This is a genomic window from Methylosinus sp. R-45379 (assembly GCF_001644125.1).
Taxonomy (GTDB): domain Bacteria; phylum Pseudomonadota; class Alphaproteobacteria; order Rhizobiales; family Beijerinckiaceae; genus Methylosinus.
Map to the genome: position 1 here is coordinate 47,331 of NZ_LUUM01000035.1, position 13,452 is coordinate 60,782.

The 13,452-nt window shown below is 66.1% G+C and carries 15 protein-coding genes; 5 read left to right on the forward strand and 10 right to left on the reverse strand.

Annotation, left to right across the window (positions count from 1 at the left end):
• Position 1 precedes the first annotated feature (1 nt).
• The 4 genes from A1351_RS02335 to A1351_RS02350 all read right to left on the reverse strand — a co-directional run bounded on the left by A1351_RS02335 (position 2) and on the right by A1351_RS02350 (position 3,895).
• On the reverse strand, positions 2-994 hold the full coding sequence (locus A1351_RS02335; protein WP_024879993.1) for a MoxR family ATPase: 993 nt from the start codon (positions 992-994) through the stop codon (positions 2-4).
• A 168-nt stretch (positions 995-1,162) separates the two neighbouring features.
• Positions 1,163-1,681: a TadE/TadG family type IV pilus assembly protein gene (locus A1351_RS02340; RefSeq protein WP_024879994.1), complete on the reverse strand. Its 519-nt coding sequence runs from the start codon at positions 1,679-1,681 to the stop codon at positions 1,163-1,165.
• Entirely contained in the window at positions 1,674-2,114 is a 441-nt protein-coding gene (locus A1351_RS02345) for a TadE/TadG family type IV pilus assembly protein (protein WP_134188067.1), read from the reverse strand. The genes A1351_RS02340 and A1351_RS02345 overlap by 8 nt, the downstream gene beginning before the upstream one ends.
• Positions 2,115-2,182: 68 nt before the next feature.
• Entirely contained in the window at positions 2,183-3,895 is a 1,713-nt protein-coding gene (locus A1351_RS02350; protein WP_064032046.1) for a TadE/TadG family type IV pilus assembly protein, read from the reverse strand.
• Between the two features lie 385 nt (positions 3,896-4,280).
• On the opposite strand from A1351_RS02350, the gene A1351_RS02355 reads away from it, so the two are divergent.
• Together A1351_RS02355 and A1351_RS02360 are read left to right on the forward strand one after the other, a co-directional pair.
• Positions 4,281-4,541 carry a DUF6111 family protein gene (locus tag A1351_RS02355; RefSeq protein ID WP_024879997.1) on the forward strand — a complete coding sequence of 87 codons (261 nt, stop codon included), beginning with the start codon at positions 4,281-4,283 and terminating at the stop codon, positions 4,539-4,541.
• Position 4,542: 1 nt separating this feature from the next.
• Positions 4,543-5,787 carry a CCA tRNA nucleotidyltransferase gene (locus A1351_RS02360; protein ID WP_024879998.1) on the forward strand — a complete coding sequence of 415 codons (1,245 nt, stop codon included), beginning with the start codon at positions 4,543-4,545 and terminating at the stop codon, positions 5,785-5,787.
• Here A1351_RS02360 and A1351_RS02365 read toward each other — a convergent pair.
• On the reverse strand, positions 5,782-6,072 hold the full coding sequence (locus A1351_RS02365) for a hypothetical protein (RefSeq protein ID WP_024879999.1): 291 nt from the start codon (positions 6,070-6,072) through the stop codon (positions 5,782-5,784). The two genes, A1351_RS02360 and A1351_RS02365, sit on opposite strands and share 6 nt — an antisense overlap.
• A gap of 186 nt (positions 6,073-6,258) precedes the next feature.
• Between A1351_RS02365 and A1351_RS02370 the strand changes: the two genes are divergently transcribed.
• Together A1351_RS02370 and A1351_RS02375 are read left to right on the forward strand one after the other, a co-directional pair.
• Positions 6,259-6,513, forward strand: a complete 255-nt coding sequence (locus tag A1351_RS02370; RefSeq protein ID WP_024880000.1) for a hypothetical protein — start codon at positions 6,259-6,261, stop codon at positions 6,511-6,513.
• A 62-nt stretch (positions 6,514-6,575) separates the two neighbouring features.
• Entirely contained in the window at positions 6,576-8,273 is a 1,698-nt protein-coding gene (locus tag A1351_RS02375; protein WP_024880001.1) for a cation:proton antiporter, read from the forward strand.
• Here the strand turns inward: A1351_RS02375 and A1351_RS02380 are convergent, their stop codons facing one another.
• Complete coding sequence (locus tag A1351_RS02380) at positions 8,274-8,933, reverse strand: M15 family metallopeptidase (RefSeq protein ID WP_024880002.1); 660 nt, start codon at positions 8,931-8,933, stop codon at positions 8,274-8,276.
• A 78-nt stretch (positions 8,934-9,011) separates the two neighbouring features.
• Here A1351_RS02380 and A1351_RS02385 point away from each other — a divergent pair, with 78 nt between their 5' ends.
• Entirely contained in the window at positions 9,012-9,509 is a 498-nt protein-coding gene (locus A1351_RS02385; RefSeq protein ID WP_024880003.1) for a GNAT family N-acetyltransferase, read from the forward strand.
• A 4-nt stretch (positions 9,510-9,513) separates the two neighbouring features.
• Here the strand turns inward: A1351_RS02385 and A1351_RS02390 are convergent, their stop codons facing one another.
• From A1351_RS02390 to queA, 4 genes are read right to left on the reverse strand one after another with little or no spacing between them, the layout of a single operon-like run.
• Complete coding sequence (locus A1351_RS02390) at positions 9,514-10,719, reverse strand: DNA methyltransferase (protein WP_064032047.1); 1,206 nt, start codon at positions 10,717-10,719, stop codon at positions 9,514-9,516.
• A gap of 22 nt (positions 10,720-10,741) precedes the next feature.
• Entirely contained in the window at positions 10,742-11,872 is a 1,131-nt protein-coding gene (tgt, locus tag A1351_RS02395) for a tRNA guanosine(34) transglycosylase Tgt (protein ID WP_024880005.1), read from the reverse strand.
• Between the two features lie 13 nt (positions 11,873-11,885).
• Positions 11,886-12,230, reverse strand: a complete 345-nt coding sequence (locus A1351_RS02400; protein ID WP_024880006.1) for a hypothetical protein — start codon at positions 12,228-12,230, stop codon at positions 11,886-11,888.
• Complete coding sequence (queA, locus tag A1351_RS02405; RefSeq protein ID WP_024880007.1) at positions 12,227-13,279, reverse strand: tRNA preQ1(34) S-adenosylmethionine ribosyltransferase-isomerase QueA; 1,053 nt, start codon at positions 13,277-13,279, stop codon at positions 12,227-12,229. The genes A1351_RS02400 and queA overlap by 4 nt, the downstream gene beginning before the upstream one ends.
• Positions 13,280-13,452: the final 173 nt, after the last annotated feature.

Below are 13,452 nucleotides of genomic sequence, written 5' to 3' on the forward strand. Positions count from 1 at the left end.
CTCAGCCGATCCTCGAGACGAGCTTCTCGACGAGGCCGGCGATGGTCTTGCCCTGCGCGCGCGCGGCGAAGGTCAGCGCCATGCGATGGCGTAGCGCCGGCGCGGCGAGCGCGGCCACATCGTCCAGCGACGGCGACAGCCGCCCGGCGAGCAGCGCGCGGGCGCGCGTTGCGAGCATGAGGGACTGCGCCGCACGCGGGCCGGGACCCCAGGCGACATGGGGCGCGATCTCTGGATCGCCCTCCCCCGGCCGCGCGGCGCGCACGAGATCGAGTATCGCATCGACGACCTTGTCGCCGACCGGCAATTGCCGCACCAGCCTCTGCGCCGCGATCAGCTCCTGCGCAGAGAGAGTCTTGCGCGCCTCGATCACACGATCGCCCGTCGTCTCCAGCAATATGCGCCGCTCGCTGGCGCGGTCGGGATAATCGACGTCGATCTGGAGAAGAAAACGATCGAGCTGCGCCTCCGGCAGAGGATAAGTTCCCTCCTGCTCCAGCGGATTTTGCGTCGCCAGCACATGGAAGGGCCGCGGCAGATCGTGGCGCTCGCCGGCGACGCTCACATGATATTCCTGCATCGCCTGCAGCAGCGCCGATTGCGTGCGCGGAGAGGCGCGGTTGATCTCGTCCGCCATCAGCAATTGCGCGAAGATCGGGCCTTTGACGAAGCGGAAGACGCGCTTTTTATCGGCGGTCTCCTCGAGCACCTCGGAGCCCAGAATATCGGCCGGCAGAAGATCAGGTGTGAATTGCACGCGCCGCTCATCGAGACCGAGCACGCGGCCCAATGTCTCGACGAGCTTGGTCTTGGCGAGGCCCGGCACGCCGACGAGCAGGCCGTGTCCGCCGGCGAGCAGAGTGACGAGCGCCTGCTCGACCGCCTCCTCCTGACCGAAGATCACGGTGGAGACGGCGGCGCGGGCGCGGCCGATCTCTTCCAAGACACGCTCGGCTGCGGCGGCGGGAGCGCTCGCCAAATCTTGCTCGGTCATTGACTGTCCTTCGATCGGCGACGACGGCCGCGTCGCAGTTTCCCCCTAGGATAAGCCGGAAAGGACGCTTGTCGACGTTAAAGAATGTTTAATTTCGGCCGGAGGCGCGGCGCGCCCGGACAGACGGGTTCGCCGGCAAAAATGGCTTTTTGACGCTCGCAACCGCGCTCAGAGGGAATAGCGCGAGGATAAGGAGACGCTGATCCCGATCAGGAGATTATAGACATAGACGCTCTGCGCGACGATGCGCGTGTCGCCACTCATCATATTGGTGGTGATGCCCGAATTATTGGCGGTCGGCGCCGTCGCCGTCATGTAGAGCACGGTTTCCGAGATCGAGCCGCTGGTCATGGATTTTGCCAAATATCGCACCGACACATTGAGGTTGGCGGGCGCCGTGGCGCCCTGCATCACAAAAATAATGTTTCCGAGAATGGTTTTCGCGCTGGTTGGAAGCGAGGCGTTGGCGGTCGACGTCGCCGGCGTGACGAGCGTCTGCGCCGTCCAGGCGAGGGATTCGGTCATTTGCGCGACATTGCGATAGGCGAGCAAGGCCCGGCAGCTCTCGACGACGCCGAGCATCAGCATGACGAGAACCGGCGCGAGCAATCCGAACTCGACCGCGACGATGCCGCTCCGCGCGCGATGTCCACGAAAACCGAAGCGTGCAAAAGCGCGCTCACGCATTGGGCGTCACCGTGACGACGGAATAATCGATCTTCTTGTTCACTATGCTCGACCAGACATTGTTGGCGAGCAGATTGAACGGCACGAGGCTCGTGCGCTTGGCGACGACGCGAACCAGCACGGCCGAGGACGCCCCCGGCAGCGAGAAGCTGTCCGCCGTCGGTTGCGTCGGCATGGAGGCCATGGCCGTCGTCGAGAGCGGCGAGACGGAGACGATCACATCCTGCGCCTTCTGCGTCGCCATATTGGCGCCGAGCACGATGGTCTTCGCGGATGCCGCGTCGGTCGGCGGCGAGGAGGAGGAGCTGATCGCGCGGGCGAGCAGGAAGGCGCCGGTCTGAATCGCGCTCGTCTCCATGTAATTGATGCCGAGCTGGATCACCGAGATCACGGTGAAGATCAGCACGGGCGACAAGAAGGCGAATTCGACCACGCTCGCGCCGGAGCAATTGCGCGCGAACGTTCTCGCGCGCGTCTTCCCTAGCTGTTTCCCTCGCTGCTTCACTTGCCCGCCTCCGTCGCGGCGGCGATTTGCGCGTCTCTCGCGGTCGCGAGCCATATGTCCTCGATCATGATCGGCGCGCCATTGCGAATGGCGTGAGACTGCATCTTCATATGGCCGTCGGCGTCGATCGTCTTTTTCCAATTGGCGTCGATCGCGGTGACGCCGAGCGCGGCGAGAGTCTCGATCTCGCCGCGCTGCACGATTCCGTCGCCGTCGTCGATCCACACAGCGAGACCTTCGAGGTCGCGGCCCGTCAGGACGCCGGAGCCGCTATGATCGAGCTTGGCGAGCGTCTCGAACCCATCCGACGTCGTGTCGGTCGGGCCGAAGAGACGCGCAGAGGACATGTCCGTCTCGGCGCGGCCGTCGCGATTGTCGACGAGGAAACCTTGCCCATTGCCGGTGAGCCATTCGATGCGCGTCGGACCGTCCGGCGTGCGCAGCGAGACCGTGCGTCCGACCGCCCGGCGAATGGCGTCGATCGCCGTCGAGACTCCGGTCGTTTCTATGCGTCCGAGGCCGATGAGATCGAGCGCGATCGGCGAGCTGATGTCGTTGCAGGCGCCGTTGAGATCCTCCCAGACCGCGTCCGTATGGCTTTTCACATAGACGAGCTTCCATCCGGCGCCGACGACGTCGGTCATCATGGTGCCGAATTTACCGGCTGCGACATTGAAGAGATAGGCCTGCTCGTCGGTGGTCGTGTAGACCGCGCCGCCAGCGCCCGTCACCTGCGTCACCGAGGCTGAAGCGGCGAAGCCCTTCGACACGTTGAATGTCACCGTATAGGGGCCGGATTTCGCGCCATTCAGCACGGTCGTCGTGAGCGTGAGGGTCGAGAGCCCGGCGGACGGCGACGGCGAGAGGGAGACGGTTCCCGAATAGCTGGAATTGCTCATCGTCTCCGTGCGCGCGGAGCGCACATAGGCGCTGGCGGAGCAATAGGCCGATGACGACCCGCCGGAGCTCGACGAGCCGCCGCTCGAGCTGGACGAGGACGTGTATGGCAGAGCGTCCTCGCAGAATTGTGGCATGCTTCCGTCCTTGTTGACGTCATGGACGAAGACGCTGGTGGCGGCGGCCGTGGCGGCGGGAATGACGTAATCGGCGCTGATCACATTGCGCGAGAGCAGCTGAGTGGCGTTCGACGAATCGAGACTGGCGTAGCTCACGACATATTGCGTGGGGCTCGACGTCTGCGAGAGCGCCGCGAGCTTGCTCATGGCGAGCGTCTGGCCGGCGACATTATTGGCGGCGTAGATATAGGAGCCGCCCGTGCATTGATATTGCGTCGTCGAGGTCTTGGCGCATTGCGCGCGCACGGCGAGATCGGAGCCGCGATAGCCGAGCGCCGCGCCTAAGGTCGAGCGCACCGTCTGCGTCAAGGCCAGCGAATAGGTCGAGCCCGCATCGGTGAGGGAGACGGAAGCGCCGGAGGTCGAAGAATTGGAGCCGAGCTCGCCCGTGGCGTAGCGCCGCGCCATGGCGACGACGTCGCCCGAGGTCGGGTAATTCACCGTCGAGGCGCTGGAGATCTGCCGGCAAGTCGCGTCGGCGACCCGCTTCAGCCCCGCTTGCGTGTTCTGCACGCGATAAGTGTCGATCCCGAGCCCCACCGCGCCCACCAGAGCAAGCGCGGAAATGCCGAAAATGACGGCGACGGAGCCGAAGGAATCGTCGGCGAATGAGCGAGGCGCCGGTCTGCGCATGCGGGACTCCATGGTGCGACGAAACGCGCGCGAACGAGCGCTCCTTCCGAATGGCGGGGAGGACAGGCCGGAGTCCAACCGGCTCGACGGTGATGGCGTCATGCCGCGGATTTGGATCCGCACCGTCGTCTATGAGCGAACGAGAGACATTCGCGGGAGCCCGGGACACAAGGGGCTCGGGAAAAATTGGAAGCGAGAATGACCCCAAATCCTTTTCAAAAAATTGAGACGATTCCCGGCAGAGAGTTTGTGAGCAAGGCTAATTATTTGTAACTGCGCTAAAGTTAGCCGCGCTCGGCGCGCCTTCGCCGCGTGCTATGATCGCGCGAGGTTCAGCGCGGCGATTCCCACCCCGAGAAAATCGCCCTTCGTGCGAGGCGTCCCAATGTGGCGGGTCATCGTTCAACCGGCGTTGCTCTTCGTCACGCCTTTCGTCGCCTATGCGGTCTATCTTCTGGCGCGTCGGCGCTGGCCTTTCGTGGCCGCGCTATGGACGCGCGGCGTCGTCTCGTCGCTGACCATCGCCGGCCTCGCCATCGGCGTCGCCGGCTTTATTTTTCTCGCGCTGTTGTCGCCGCGCAACGAAGGGACCTATGTCCCGGCGCATATAGAGGACGGCCGGCTCGCGCCCGGCCGCTTTCAGTGATTTGCCGAACCGCCTGCTCGACAATCCCAAGATCATCCGCCTGCTCGAGGCCCTGCGCGCCACCGGCGGCGAGACGCGCATCGTCGGCGGCGCCGTGCGCGACTCGCTGCTCGGCCGTCCGCCGCATGAGATCGACCTCGCCACCGCCGCTCTGCCCGAGGCCGTGACCAAGGCGGCCGAGGCGGCGGGGCTCAAGAGCGTGCCGACCGGCATAGATCACGGCACGGTGACGATCGTCGTCGAGGGAACGCCCTTCGAGGTGACGACGCTGCGCGAGGATGTCGAGACCTTCGGCCGCCACGCCAAGGTGCGCTTCGGCGATGATTTCGAGAAGGACGCGCTGCGCCGCGACTTCACCATCAATGCGCTGTCTCTCTCGCCGGACGGGCGGCTGCATGATTACACTGGCGGACGCGAGGATATAGAGGCGCGCCGCGTGCGCTTTATCGGCGATCCTTCGACGCGCATCGCCGAGGATCATTTGCGCGTGCTGCGCTTCTTCCGCTTTCACGCCGCTTTCGGCGAGGGACCGCTGGACGCAGCCGGATTGCATGCGGCGATCATCGCCCGCGCGAGCCTCGCCAAGCTCTCCGGCGAGCGCATCCGCGCCGAGACGCTGAAGCTGCTCGCCGCGCCGCGGGCGGTCGAGGTGGCGCGCGAAATCTCGCAGGCGGGCGTGCTCGAGGTCGTCGTCGGCGCGAGCTTTCCGGCGCGGCTCGAGCGTCTGGTCGCGGTCGAGGCGGCGCTCTCCCACGCCGCCGATCCGCTGCTGCGCCTCGGCGCGCTCTGCGTTCTCATTCCCGAGGACGCCGATCGGCTGCGCGATCGGCTGCGGCTCTCCAACGCCGAGCATCGCCGCCTCGCCCATGCGGCGCGTCTGCTGGAAGGGCTCCATGGCGCGGCCTCGCCGCCGCGGGAGCTGGAGCTGCTGCGGCTCCTCTTCGAGCAAGGCCGCGGAGCCGCCCGCGATGCGCTGGCGCTGGTCCATGCGGAGAGCCCCGCCGCCGCCGATGCGGAATTCTGGCTGCGGGGCGCGCGTTTCCTCGCCGAGACCCCGGCGCCGGATTTTCCCGTGAAGGCCGCCGATCTCATGGCGCGCGGGCTCACGCCCGGCCGCGCATTGGGCGCCGTGCTGAAGGAATTGCAGGCGAAATGGATCCGCGCCGGCTTCCCGCGCGATCCGGCGACGGTGACGCGGCTCGTCGAGGAGGCGGCGCGCGACGCGCTGCGCCCGTCGAGGCTATAGCAGGCTGCGTCCGAACATCAGCACCGCCGCGAACAGGCAGAGCATGGCGACGACGAATAGAAGATCGGCGATCAGCTCATAATTGAGCGGCGTCCGCAGCTGCAGCAGCGAGACGAAGGAGAAGAGGCAGGCTCCGACGAAGCCGACCGCGGAGACCATGGCCACCTCGTCGAGCAGCGTGCTGTCGCTCACCTTGCTGATCTTGAGGCCGGTGATCAGCACGAAGCAGATGCCCAGCAGATTGGAGGCCGCGGTCAAAATATGCGGCTGACGATTTTGAGACATATTTCCTGTCCGGCTCCGCTGGGGCGCTCGGCGAAAATCCTAGGGCGCCGCCGCGCCGCGGCCAGAGGCGCCGGCAGGCCCCACGCTCGCGCGCGAGGCGGAAAATCCGCTGCATGTCCGTGCGTACGGCTTTTCTTTTCACCGCTCGGCGCGCTATCATTCCCCGGTCGGCCGCGGGAGTTGCGTATGAGCGTCGAGACCAGACAGCCGAGAGACGTGGCGCGTCGGCTCGCCGATCGCGCCCGCAGCATCAAAAGCGCGCGCAGCGATAGCTGGCGCCGGGAGACCTTCACGCTCGAGCGCGGCGAGGCCCGCGCCAAGGCGCGCGAATGGTTCGACCTCTATCCCAAAGCCGCCTATATGACCGAGATCGAGTTCTGGCGAGAGCTCGAGGATGGCCGCATCGAATTCACCATCCGCCGCCTGCCCAGCGCCGACTGACCCCCTCCTTTCCTCTGGCGCTCGAATTGCTCTATTCGAGGGTCTTGTTTCCAGGAGGGAAGATGCAACACGGCGTCGATCTCGTCACGACCCTCGCCGCCGCGCTCGGCCTCGCGCTTTTCATGGGGCTCATCGCCGCCAAGCTGCGGCTCTCCCCGCTCGTCGGCTATCTCTTCGCCGGAATATTGATCGGCCCGGCGACGCCCGGCTTCGTGGCCGATGTCGGCCTCGCCGATCAGCTCGCCGAGATCGGCATTATTCTGCTGATGTTCGGCGTCGGCCTGCATCTTTCGATCGACGATCTCCTTTCCGTCCGTCGCATCGCCGCGCCGGGGGCGGTGGTGCAGATGGCTATCGCCACGGCGCTGGGCGTCGGCGTCGCCAGCTATTGGGGCTGGCATTTCGGCGCTGCTCTGATATTCGGCCTCTCGCTCTCCTGCGCCAGCACCGTGGTGCTGCTGCGCGCGTTGGAGGAGCGCGGCGAGATGGACACGATCAACGGCCGCATCGCCATCGGCTGGCTCGTCGTCGAGGATTTGGCGACCGTGCTGCTGCTGGTGCTGCTGCCGCCGGCCGCCGGCCTGCTCGGCGGCGGCGATCCGGACGCCCTGGCCGGCGAGACGAATCTATGGCCGATCGTCGGCCTGACGCTCGCCAAAGTGGCGGCCTTCGTCATTTTGATGCTGGTGGTCGGGCGCTGGCTGTTCCCGCGCCTCTTGTTCTGGGTGGCGGGCGTCGGCTCGCGCGAACTGTTCACGCTCTGCGTCGTCGCCACGGCGATCGGCGTCGCCTATGGCTCGGCCAAGCTCTTCGACGTCTCCTTCGCGCTGGGCGCCTTTTTCGCCGGCATGATGATGCGCGAATCCGAGTTCAGCCATCGCGCCGCCGACGAATCTCTGCCGCTGCGCGACGCTTTCTCCGTCCTGTTCTTCGTCTCGGTCGGCATGGCCTTCGATCCGCGCGCTTTCGTCGAGGAGCCCTGGCGCGTGCTCGCCGTCGTCGGCATTGTGATGGTGGGCAAGACGCTGGCCGCCGTCGGCCTCACCCTCGCGCTGCGCTATCCGCTGGACACGGCGCTGACCGTCGGCGCCAGCCTCGCGCAGATCGGCGAATTCTCTTTCATTCTGGCCGGGCTCGGCGTCTCGCTCGGCCTCATCTCGCCGGACGGCCGCAATCTCATTCTCGCCGGCGCGCTGGTCTCCATTGCGCTCAATTCACTGATTTTCGTCGCGATCGAGCCGATTCGCGTACGGCTGGGACAAAAAGCGCGCTCCTTGGATCCGCTCGCGGAATTGCCGGCGAGCGTCGACGATGCGCGACTGACCGGTCAGATCGTTCTGGTCGGCTATGGGCGCGTCGGCCGTCGGATCGGCGAGAAGCTGCTCGAATGGCGCACGCCTTTCGTGGTGATCGAGCAGAATCGCGAGCTGGTGGAGTCGCTACGCGCGCAAGATATCGCCGCCGTCTGTGGCGACGCCTCAGAGCCCGCCTCGCTGGTCCAGGCGCATATCGCGCGGGCGAGCGAGCTGATCGTCGCGACGACCGCCGACAGCTGCGATCTCCAGCGGATGATCTCCGCGGCGAGAAGGGTCAATCCCAACGTGGGCGTCGCGCTGCGCGCCCGCGACGAGGCGGAGGCGAAGCTGCTCGAGCTCGAGAACATCGGCCGCGTCTTCTCGCCGGAGACCGAGCTCTCGCTCGGCATGCTCGGCTATTTGTTCGAGCGGCTCGGCAAGGAGGGCTCACGATCGGACGGCTGATTATTCGATCTCCACGTCGAAGCTCGGCGCCGCGCCCGCGCCGGTGAAGGCGAAGTGCCACCATTCGGTCGGCAGATTGTGGAAGCCGTGGCTGCGCATCAGCGTCTCGAGGCGGCGGCGATGCTCCTGCGCCTCGCTGCTCACATCCTTGTTGGCGGTCCAGGACCGTTCGTCGAAAAAGTCGAAAGGCGTGCCGAAATCCCAGCCCAGCACGCCGAGATCGACGGCGAGCCCGGTCGAATGCGAGGATTTCTCGGCGATATAGCCGCGCGCGAAGAGGTCGCGCTTGTTCTCATGCGGATAATATTGCGCCTTCATGCTCTCGTCCGGGCCTTTCGCCCAATCGATGAAGGCGGCGACGGCGCGACGCGGGCGGTAGCAATCATAAAGGATGAGCTCGAAGCCTTGGCGCTTCGCCTCGCCCTGCACGGCGATGAGCGCCTTCGCCGCATCCTCGCGCAGCCAGCATTGCGCGGCCTTATAGCCGGGCACCGGGCGGCCCGTGAAATTATCGGCGCCGGCGTAGCGCATATCCTGCACGATCTGCGGCGCGAGATCGGCGAGCCGCACGAAGCCCAGCGGAAGCGCTGCGGCAGCGGCGGTGCAAGCGACGCAGGCGCCGGCGGCGGCGACGATATCGCGGGTGGTTTTGGAGGTCATGGGGCGGCTCGGCGTTGACGGTAGCGCGGCATGCCGACAGTATTAGCCCAGGGACCGGCCCGATCAAAGGCGTCGCACATGCTCATTCGAGACGAGAGCGCAGCAGATCGCGTCGCGATAGGCGACGTGCACAGCGCCGCCTTCCGAGACCATCCGTTCAGCAAGGGGCGGGAGGGAGAGCTCGTGGACGCGCTGCGCGAGGCCGGCGCTCTGACCATCTCGCTCGTCGCCGAAGCCGAATTCATCGTCGGCCATATCGCCATCTCGCCTGTCACGATCGACGGAGCTGCGCTCGGCTGGTTCGGCCTCGGACCGGTCGCCGTGCTGTCTGAGCATCGGCGCCAGGGCGTCGCCGCCGCGCTGATCGATGCCGGCCTGGCGCTGCTCCGCGCCGCCGGCGCCGGCGGATGCGTCGTCTTCGGCGAGCCCAAATATTACGGCCGTTTCGGATTCCGGTCCCATGCCGGACTTCGCTTCGCTGGAGGTCCGCCGGAGCTTTTCATGGCCCTGCCATTGGCGTCGACGATGGCGCTCGGCGCTGTCGATTATCATCCAGCATTCGCGCTGGTCGGCTGAGACGCTAAATCCTCCGCAACGTCACCACGCGGTTCGTGTTCGTGCCTTTGGCGTTATTGCCGACGCCCCAGCAATTGCTGGTCTTGGTGAAGCTCTGGCTGTTCACCAGCACGAATAGCCGCTCGAAAGGCAGCCCCTCGGCGGCGCGCCAGACGAGCCGCTCGAGCAGCACCTTGCCGCCGCGCACCTCCCCGACCTCGAAGGCCACATGCCCGCCGGGCGCGACGATGCGCGCGAATTCCGCGAGACAAGCGCGCACCATTCGTTCCCATTCCGCCTCGCTGCGATGCGCGGAGATGCGCACCGCATCCGTATCGACGCCGGCGAACCAATTGCGCAGCCAATTGTCGCTCGCATATTGCACGACATCCAGAAAGGGCGGCGAGGTGACGACGAGCCGCACTTCCGCGTCGCCGGCATAGGGCGCGCGCCAGGCTTCGCTGGTGGCGAGCACGGCGGGCCGATGCGGCGGCGGCGCGCCATCGGCGAGCAGCGCGCGCGATTTACGCAGGATGAGCGCCGCCACATCGCGCAAGGGCGGCGTCTGCTTGCGCTTGGCGTTGATCTTGGCCTGCGCCTCGACGGAAACCGCCTGGTTCGGCGGCAGCGAATAGACCGAGAAAAAGCCGGGCGAATGGCCGGTCAAGCGATTGATCGCGACCATGCGAATCCAATCGTCGATCTCATCCGTGTCGCGCTCGAGCAAATGACGCCGCAGCGCGCAGAGGCGGCGCAAAGTCTCGGGATGATAGAAGACGTGAAGATCGTCGCGCTCGACCGCGCCTTGCTCCCAAGGGATTTCGGCGAGGCGTTTCTCTATGGCCGCGAGCGACGGCGGCGCCAGGCGCGGGCGCGTCAGCAGAATGGAGAGCGGATTGATATCCGCGCCCATGGGCCGCCGCCCTTGCAGCGCGGCCTCGAGCGGCGTCGTGCCGCGGCCCATGAAGGCATCGAGCACAGCCTCGCCCGGCGAGGTGAGACGCGAGATGAAAAAGCCCGGCAGCTGCGGCTTGAAGCAGGCGCGATAGCTGATCTCGTGCAGCGAATGCGCCTGCCGCTGCGCCGAGGTCCAGAATTCATTGACGAGATAGAGGAGGCCCTCCTCCTCTATCCGCCGCGTCGGCGCGCCGAAAGCGTCGAAGGCGAGCAGCTCTGCTTCGAGAGTCGTATCGGCCGAGCAGGCGAGATTGCGAGCGAGCGCTTGGGGCATGAATCACCCTTGTTCATGCCGACTATAGCGCTTTGGCTTCTCCGCGCGCCCAGCCTTCCTTCGTCTCCGCGATGAAATCAGCGAGGCGCCCCTGCTCTATCGCCTCGCGCAGCCCGGCCATCAGCTCCTGATAATAAGCGACATTGATTTCCGTCAGCAGCATCATGCCGAGGATTTCTTGCGCCTTCACCAGATGATGCAGATAGGCGCGGGAATAATCGCGCGCAGAGGCGCAGGCGGCGCCTTCATCGAGCGGCGCGGCGTCGTCGGCATGACGCGCATTACGGAGATTTACGCGGCCGAAGCGCGTATAGGCGAGGCCATGGCGCCCGGCGCGCGTCGGCATCACGCAATCGAACATATCGACGCCGCGCAGCACGGATTGCACGATATCGTCCGGCGTGCCGACGCCCATCAGATAACGCGGCTTCTCCTCGGGCAGATGCGGGATGACGATGTCGAGCATCGCCAGCATCACATCCTGCGGCTCGCCGACCGCGAGGCCGCCTATGGCGAGGCCGTGGAAATCCATGCCGGCCAGCGCCTTCGCGCTCTCTATGCGCAGCGGCGGCGAGGCGCCGCCCTGCACTATGCCGAAGAGCGCCTTGCCTTTGGCGTCGCCGAAAGCTTTGCGCGAGCGCTCCGCCCAGCGCAGCGACAGGCGCATGGCGCGCTCAGCCTCCGCATCCGTGCAAGGCAGGCGCACGCATTCGTCGAATTGCATGTGAATGTCGGAGTCGAGCAGACGCTGAATCTCCATAGAGCGCTCGGGCGTCAGCATATGGCGCGAACCGTCGATATGGGATTGGAAGGCGACGCCCTCCTCGTTCAGCTTGCGCAGCTTCGATAGCGACATCACTTGAAAGCCGCCGGAATCGGTGAGGATCGGATGCGGCCAATTCATGAATTTATGCAGCCCGCCGAGCGCGGCGACGCGCTCCGCGCCCGGGCGCAGCATCAGATGATAGACATTGCCGAGCACGATATCGGCGCCGGTCGCGCGCACATCCTGCGGAAACATCGCCTTGACCGTCGCCGCCGTGCCCACGGGCATGAAGGCCGGCGTGCGTATCTCGCCGCGCGGCGTCGAGACGAGGCCGCGCCGCGCCGCGCCGTCCTTCGCGAGTAGCCGAAATTCGAATTGCTCGGTCATGCGTCTCTCATTGTCAGCTCTTGGCGCCGAGAGACGCCACTTTGACGATCTCATAAAGGCCGAAATCGCGCTCGTTCCAATGCACGGTGAAGCGCTCGCCGACCTTGATCGCGACGCTGCGTAGATCAGTACGCCACGCTTCCGCGGCGCCCATGCCGAAATCCAGAGCGCCGTCGCGCCGCAGCACGAAAGGCCGGCATTTGCCGCCGGAAAGATCGCAGGCGCCGAAAGTCTCCCAATGCGAGATCACGCGGCGGCTGTCGGCGTCTATGCGCAGATCGAGCGTCAGCGGACATTCGGTGCGATCGTCGCGCCAGAGCGCCAGCACGCGCACGTCGAGGAAAGCGACTTCGCTCATTTGCGCAGCAGCAGGCAAGCGTCGCCGTAGGAATAGAAGCGATAGCCGGAAGCGATCGCATGCGCATAGGCCGCACGCATGCGTTCGAGCCCGGCAAAGGCGCAGACCAGCATGAAAAGCGTCGAACGCGGCAGATGGAAATTGGTGAGCAGCGCATCGACGGCGCGGAACCGATAGCCGGGCGTGATGAAGATCGCCGTGTCGCTCGCAAATTCCGCGAGCGTTCCGTCCTCGCGCGCCGCGCTCTCCAGCACGCGCAATGCGGTCGTGCCCACGGCGATGATGCGCCCTCCCCGCGCGCGCGTCTCGTTCAGCGCTTGCGCCGTCGCGGCGTCGAGCGCTCCCCATTCGGAATGCATCTTATGCTCTGCAGTGTCCTCGACCTTCACCGGAAGAAACGTCCCCGCGCCGACATGCAACGTCACGCGATGCAGCGATACGCCTTTCGCCTGCAGCTCTTCGACGAGGCGCGGCGTGAAATGCAGCCCTGCCGTCGGCGCGGCGACGGCGCCGGCGTTGGCGGCGAACAGCGTTTGATAATCGGTCTCGTCGCGCGCGTCGGCGGCGCGTTGGCCGGCGATATAGGGCGGCAGCGGCATGACGCCGGCGGCCTCCACGGCTTCGTCCAGCGCGGCTCCCGCGAGCGAGAAGCCGAGCAATATCTCGCCATTCTCGCCCTTCTCGAGCGCCGTCGCCGCCAGCGCGCCGTCCGCTCCAAAGCACACGGTCTCGCCGATGGCGAGCTTCTTCGCGGGCTTGACGAGCGCGCGCCAGCGATCGGCCGCGACGCGCTCGATCAGCGTCGCCTCTATATGGGCGCGCGTTTCGCCGCGCGCGCGAAAGCCGGAGAGGCGCGCGTGAATGACGCGCGTGTCATTGACGACGAGCGCATCGCCGGGCGCGAGAAAATCGGTCAGATCACGAATGGAGCGCTCGAGGAAGGCGCCGTCCGGCGGAACGACGAGCAGACGCGCGCTGTCGCGCGGCTCGGCGGGACGCAGCGCGATCCGGTCTCGCGGAAGCTCGAAATCGAAGAGATCGACGCGCATGGGGAACTATAGACGGTTCGCGGAGTCATCGTGCGCGACTCCTTCTCCCACGAGTGGGAGAAGGTGGCCCTCGCGTCAGCAAGGGTCGGATGAGGGCCGACGCCCGCACGGCAAAATCCTTTGGCTCGCCACGCATATCGATACGTGGACGCGGCCGCGCCCTCATCCGACCC

Bases quoted from the DNA above. Each gene is read 5' to 3' on its own strand.
- A1351_RS02400 (WP_024880006.1), bottom strand. From the start codon at position 12,230: ATGAGCGAAGTCGCTTTCCTCGACGTGCGCGTGCTGGCGCTCTGGCGC.
- queA (WP_024880007.1), bottom strand. From the start codon at position 13,279: ATGCGCGTCGATCTCTTCGATTTCGAGCTTCCGCGAGACCGGATCGCG.
- A1351_RS02350 (WP_064032046.1), bottom strand. From the start codon at position 3,895: ATGCGCAGACCGGCGCCTCGCTCATTCGCCGACGATTCCTTCGGCTCC.
- A1351_RS02385 (WP_024880003.1), top strand. From the start codon at position 9,012: ATGCTCATTCGAGACGAGAGCGCAGCAGATCGCGTCGCGATAGGCGAC.
- A1351_RS02370 (WP_024880000.1), top strand. From the start codon at position 6,259: ATGAGCGTCGAGACCAGACAGCCGAGAGACGTGGCGCGTCGGCTCGCC.
- A1351_RS02335 (WP_024879993.1), bottom strand. From the start codon at position 994: ATGACCGAGCAAGATTTGGCGAGCGCTCCCGCCGCCGCAGCCGAGCGT.
- A1351_RS02380 (WP_024880002.1), bottom strand. From the start codon at position 8,933: ATGACCTCCAAAACCACCCGCGATATCGTCGCCGCCGCCGGCGCCTGC.
- A1351_RS02365 (WP_024879999.1), bottom strand. From the start codon at position 6,072: ATGTCTCAAAATCGTCAGCCGCATATTTTGACCGCGGCCTCCAATCTG.
- A1351_RS02390 (WP_064032047.1), bottom strand. From the start codon at position 10,719: ATGCCCCAAGCGCTCGCTCGCAATCTCGCCTGCTCGGCCGATACGACT.
- A1351_RS02375 (WP_024880001.1), top strand. From the start codon at position 6,576: ATGCAACACGGCGTCGATCTCGTCACGACCCTCGCCGCCGCGCTCGGC.
- A1351_RS02340 (WP_024879994.1), bottom strand. From the start codon at position 1,681: ATGCGTGAGCGCGCTTTTGCACGCTTCGGTTTTCGTGGACATCGCGCG.
- A1351_RS02355 (WP_024879997.1), top strand. From the start codon at position 4,281: ATGTGGCGGGTCATCGTTCAACCGGCGTTGCTCTTCGTCACGCCTTTC.
- tgt (WP_024880005.1), bottom strand. From the start codon at position 11,872: ATGACCGAGCAATTCGAATTTCGGCTACTCGCGAAGGACGGCGCGGCG.